The sequence below is a fragment of the Sphingorhabdus sp. genome, assembly GCF_044357595.1.
Classification (GTDB): domain Bacteria; phylum Pseudomonadota; class Alphaproteobacteria; order Sphingomonadales; family Sphingomonadaceae; genus Sphingorhabdus_B.
The window spans coordinates 1-5,060 of the sequence record NZ_JBIKPH010000154.1; the positions used below are offsets into that span (position 1 = coordinate 1).

The 5,060-nt window shown below is 56.2% G+C and carries 3 protein-coding genes; 1 reads left to right on the forward strand and 2 read right to left on the reverse strand.

What is annotated here, in order from left to right; translation table 11 throughout:
- Positions 1 to 2 precede the first annotated feature (2 nt).
- Positions 3 to 2,390: a patatin-like protein gene (locus ACIQ2T_RS11860; RefSeq protein WP_397590997.1), complete on the forward strand. Its 2,388-nt coding sequence runs from the start codon at positions 3 to 5 to the stop codon at positions 2,388 to 2,390.
- Here ACIQ2T_RS11860 and dnaJ read toward each other — a convergent pair.
- Positions 2,359 to 3,483, reverse strand: coding sequence for a molecular chaperone DnaJ (dnaJ, locus tag ACIQ2T_RS11865; protein WP_397590998.1), 1,125 nt, complete (start codon positions 3,481 to 3,483; stop codon positions 2,359 to 2,361). The genes ACIQ2T_RS11860 and dnaJ overlap by 32 nt on opposite strands.
- A gap of 69 nt (positions 3,484 to 3,552) precedes the next feature.
- Positions 3,553 to 5,060 (reverse strand): molecular chaperone DnaK (dnaK, locus tag ACIQ2T_RS11870; RefSeq protein WP_397590999.1); only part of this gene is annotated, 1,508 nt, incomplete at its 5' end.

Sequence of the window (5,060 nt, forward strand, 5' to 3'; positions counted from 1 at the left end):
ATATGCGCGAAAAAGAACTCAGACTGGCGCTCATTTGTTATGGCGGGGTCAGCCTTGCCATCTACATGCACGGCGTCACGCGCGAAATCTGGCATATGGTCCGCGCCAGCCGCGCCTTCCATGACGGTGTGCAACCCACGCGCAGCAGCGAAATCGTCTATCGCGATTTGCTGGCGGAAATGTCCCGTGTCAGCGGCGTAAAATTGCGGGTGTTTACCGACATCATCGCGGGTTCCAGCGCAGGCGGCATCAACGGAATTTTTCTGTCGCAAGCCATTGTCACCGGCCAATCGCTTGAACCATTGACGGACATGTGGCTCGAAATGGCCGATGTCGATGTCCTGCTTGACCCTGATGCCCGCCCGCTATCGCGCTTCACCAAATTTTGGGCCACGCCAATTGCATGGATGATACTGCGCAGACGGGGCGGTGCGGTTGAACGGACCGTCGCCAAAGAAGCGCAGGAGGAAGTCGCCACAAAGCTGTCGCGCTTTGTCCGCGCGCGCTGGTTTGCGCCACCCTTTGGCGGAAATGTTTTTTCCAAGCTGTTGCTCGACGCGCTGAACGCCATGGCGGCGAGCAAGGCTGGGCCACTGCTTTTGCCAGAAAATCAACCACTGGATCTGTTTGTGACGGTAACGGATTTTAATGGCCATGATCAGGTCTTGCGCCTGAACAGTCCGGAAGAAGTGACTGAATCCGAACATCGCATCACAGTGGATTTCTCGACACGCGGCCGAACAGGACTTGCAGAGATCGCCGAGTTGATATTCGCGGCCCGAGCTACGGCGAGCTTTCCGGGGGCCTTTCCGCCATTTTCCGTGCGTGAACTCGACCGCTTGCTGACGCGCGAGAATGTCACATGGTTTGGCCGCAGTGCATTTTTAAAACGTATATTGCCGCAACAATTTGCCGCCAATGCCGCTGAGGACACGATGCTGATTGACGGTTCGGTCCTTGCAAACGCGCCTTTTAACCAAGCGATTGCCGCGTTACGCAACCGCCCTGCACGCCGCGAAGTAGACCGGCGCTTTGTGTATATCGACCCAAAGCCAGGTCGACCAAGCTTCCGATTTGGCAAGCGCAATGCGGACGGCACTGCCGACATGCCGCGCAAGCCACCGGGGTTTTTCTCGACCATATTGGGTGCGACATCCAACATCCCACGCGAACAACCGATCCGCGACAGTCTGGAAAAAATCACGGGGCACTCTGACCGGATCGAGAGGACCCGCCGCATCGTCGACAGTCTTCGCGACGAAGTAGAAAATACGGTCGAAACGCTGCTTGGCAAAACATGGTTCCTAAGCCAGCCGACAGCGGCCCGTATGCAAAAGTGGCGGCAATCGGCGCAGCAAAAAGCCATTGTAGCAGGTGGGTTTAGCTATCGTGCGTATAGCCATCTTAAAGTTGCAGGCGTCGTTGACGACATTATCGCAACCGCACGCCGAAGCCTTCCCGATTCATCCCCCGCCTTTTTTCGTGCGCTCCGCAGCGCATTATGGACAGAGATTAAGGCCCGTGGTGTTGACCACATGCCGCAACGCGCTGGCAAGGAAACGACGCGACAGGCGATCGCTTTTTTCCGCGCACATGACCTGCGCTTTCGGATCCGCCGCCTGCGCTTCCTCGCACGACACCTGACCGAAGAGGTCGAGAATGTCATAGACGTGCCAGACGACAATATCACCAACATGCGCGATGCCATTTATAAATGCCTCGCTGTGTTCCTCGATCTGGAAACGGCGGAGTTTTTGGGTGCCGATTTTGCTTTGGCTGCGCAAGCTGGCGTCTCCAATCCGGCAGGGTTGATGGACCATCTTGCCGCACAGCGCGACCTGATCAGAAAGGACACGCAGGTCGATAAAATCCTGTGTCAGGCGTTGCTCACGCTTCCGGTGGAGGCGCGCCGGGCGATGTTGCTTGGCTATCTAGGCTATGCGCTATACGATATTGCGACTTTGCCATTGTTGCAGGACGAAGGCTTGGACGAATTCGACCCTGTCAAAGTGGACCGCATTTCTCCCGAAGACTGCACCTCCATCCGCAAGGGTGGCGCCGCAGCCACACTTAAAGGCATCCAGTTCAACAATTTCGGCGCGTTTTTCAGCCGTTCCTATCGCGAGAATGACTATCTTTGGGGCCGCTTGCATGGCGCGGAACGGATGATTGATATTCTGCTGTCGTCACTGCCACAGGGCCATGAATTTTCGGCTAGCCGCGCGCAAAGTTACAAGCGACAGGTGTTTCATGCCATCCTTGATGAGGAGCAGGACCGGCTCACGCACATCCGTCCCCTCATAGATACGCTCAGGGTCGAGGTTGATCAGATTCACACTGACCTTCTACCACATCCGATTACGGCGCTATGCCGTCCCAAATGCCCTTAAGTTTATCAAAAAAGCCAGTTGATTGCGGGCATTCCTCGCCGGTTTCGGTTTCGCGGAACTCGCGCAGGATTTCCTTCTGACGGGCCGACAGCTTGGACGGCGTTTCCACATCGATTTGAATAACCATGTCACCGCGGCCACGTCCTTGCAACACGGGCATACCTGCCCCGCGCTGGCGCAGCTGCTTGCCCGACTGGATGCCGTCTGGAACGACGATGATATGCTCCGCACCATCAAGGCCCGGAATACGAATTTCGCCACCCAGCGCGGCTGTGGTGAAGCTTACGGGCACACGGCAGAACAATGTCGTGCCGTCGCGCTCAAACACCTTGTGCCGGGACAAATGGATGAAGATGTATAGATCACCCGCCGCTGCGCCATTTGGCCCAGCCTCGCCTTTGCCGGCAACGCGAATGCGCGTCCCCTCGTCAACGCCCGGGGGGATATTAACCGAAATGGTTTTGCGTTCATCCACCCGACCTTCGCCGCCACATGCACGGCATGGGGACTCAATCACTTCGCCGCGACCATGACAGGTGGGGCATGTACGTTCTACAACGAAAAAGCCTTGCTGCGCGCGCACTTTGCCGTGACCAGCGCACAAGTTGCAGCGGCGTTTGCCGGACCCCGGCGTCGCGCCAGTGCCTTCACATGTGCCGCACGCCGTTGCGACGTCGATGGTAATCTCGGCGTCTTTGCCATGGAAAGCTTCGTCGAGTGAGATTTCAAGATCATAGCGCAGGTCTGCCCCGCGTGCAGGCCCACGCTGGCGTCCACCAAAGGCATCGCCAAAAAAGCTTTCGAATATGTCGGAGAAATCCCCAAAGCCTGCGCCTCCTTGACCGCCGCCGCCCATGCCGCCATTTTCAAACGCGGCCTTGCCCAAACGGTCATAGGCTGCGCGCTTTTGCGGATCTTTTAGGACGTCATAGGCTTGGCTGATGGCCTTAAACTTGGCTTCGGACTGGTCGCAGCTGGGGTTGCGGTCGGGATGGCATTCCATCGCGATACGACGATAAGCGGTTTTCAGCGTCTTTTCATCCGCTGTCCGCTCAACTTCCAACAATTCATAATAATCAATGTCGAGATTCATGACTGACTAACCCCCCGGACTTTCCGGCCAACGCTGCGTTTCGAGAGCGACAGCCGGAAATTTTCAACATCAGTCTTTCTTGTCGTCTTCGACTTCGGAGAATTCGGCATCAACGACATTGTCGTCTGTTGGCGCTTCTTCCGATGCGGCTTCTGCCGAAGCTCCGGCCGCTTGCTCTTCTTTGTAAATCGCTTCACCAAGCTTCATCGCAACTTGGGCCAAGGCAGTTGCCTTTTCCTTCATCGCTTCGGCATCACCACCTTCGATGGCGGTCTTGGTTTCCGCAACAGCCGCTTCGATTTCACCCTTCAACGCGGCGTCAATCTTGTCGCCATGTTCTACAAGCTGCTTCTCGGTGGAGTGGACAAGGCTTTCGGCGTTGTTCTTGGCTTCTGCCGATTCACGACGCTTCTTATCTTCTTCGGCAAAGGCTTCGGCATCGCGGACCATCTGGTCAATATCCGCATCCGACAAACCGCCCGATGCTTGGATCTTGATCTGCTGTTCCTTACCCGTGCCTTTGTCCTTTGCGGTCACGCTGACAAGGCCGTTGGCGTCGATGTCAAAAGTCACTTCAACCTGCGGCACGCCGCGCGGTGCTGGCGGAATGCCAACAAGGTCGAAATTGCCAAGTAGCTTGTTATCCGCCGCCATTTCGCGCTCGCCTTGGAACACGCGGATGGTGACAGCATTCTGATTATCTTCTGCGGTCGAATATACTTGGCTCTTCTTCGTCGGGATCGTCGTGTTGCGGTCGATCATGCGCGTAAACACGCCGCCGAGCGTTTCGATACCGAGCGACAATGGCGTCACGTCGAGCAAAAGCACGTCCTTAACGTCGCCCTGCAACACGCCCGCCTGAATGGCGGCGCCCATTGCAACGACTTCGTCTGGGTTCACACCGGTGTGCGGTTCTTTACCGAAGAAACTCTTCACGACATCGCGCACCTTTGGCATGCGGGTCATACCGCCGACCATCACGACTTCATCAATGCCATCAGCCTTGATACCCGCATCGGCCAACGCCTTTTTGCAAGGCTCAAGCGTACGCTTGATCAAATCATCAACCAGCTTTTCAAGGTCGGCGCGCGTGATGGTTTTTACCAAATGCTTCGGACCATTTTGATCGGCGGTGATGAACGGCAAGTTGACTTCGGTTGTCTGCGTCGAAGACAATTCAATCTTCGCCTTTTCAGCCGCTTCCTTCAAACGTTGCAGCGCAAGCTTGTCCTTCGTCAGGTCAATGCCTTCGGCCTTGTTGAAATCTGCCGCCAGATGCTCAACGAGCACGCTGTCGAAATCTTCACCGCCCAAGAACGTGTCGCCATTGGTCGATTTTACTTCGAACACGCCGTCGCCAACTTCAAGGATCGAGATGTCAAACGTACCGCCGCCAAGGTCATAGACCGCGATGGTTTTGTTTTCGTCCTTATCCATGCCGTACGCAAGCGCAGCAGCCGTCGGCTCGTTAATGATACGCAGCACTTCAAGCCCTGCAATCAGGCCAGCATCCTTAGTGGCCTGACGCTGGGCATCGTTGAAATAGGCTGGAACGGTGATAACCGCTTGCGTGACGG

Bases quoted from the DNA above. Each gene is read 5' to 3' on its own strand.
- ACIQ2T_RS11860 (WP_397590997.1), top strand. From the start codon at position 3: ATGCGCGAAAAAGAACTCAGACTGGCGCTCATTTGTTATGGCGGGGTC.
- dnaJ (WP_397590998.1), bottom strand. From the start codon at position 3,483: ATGAATCTCGACATTGATTATTATGAATTGTTGGAAGTTGAGCGGACA.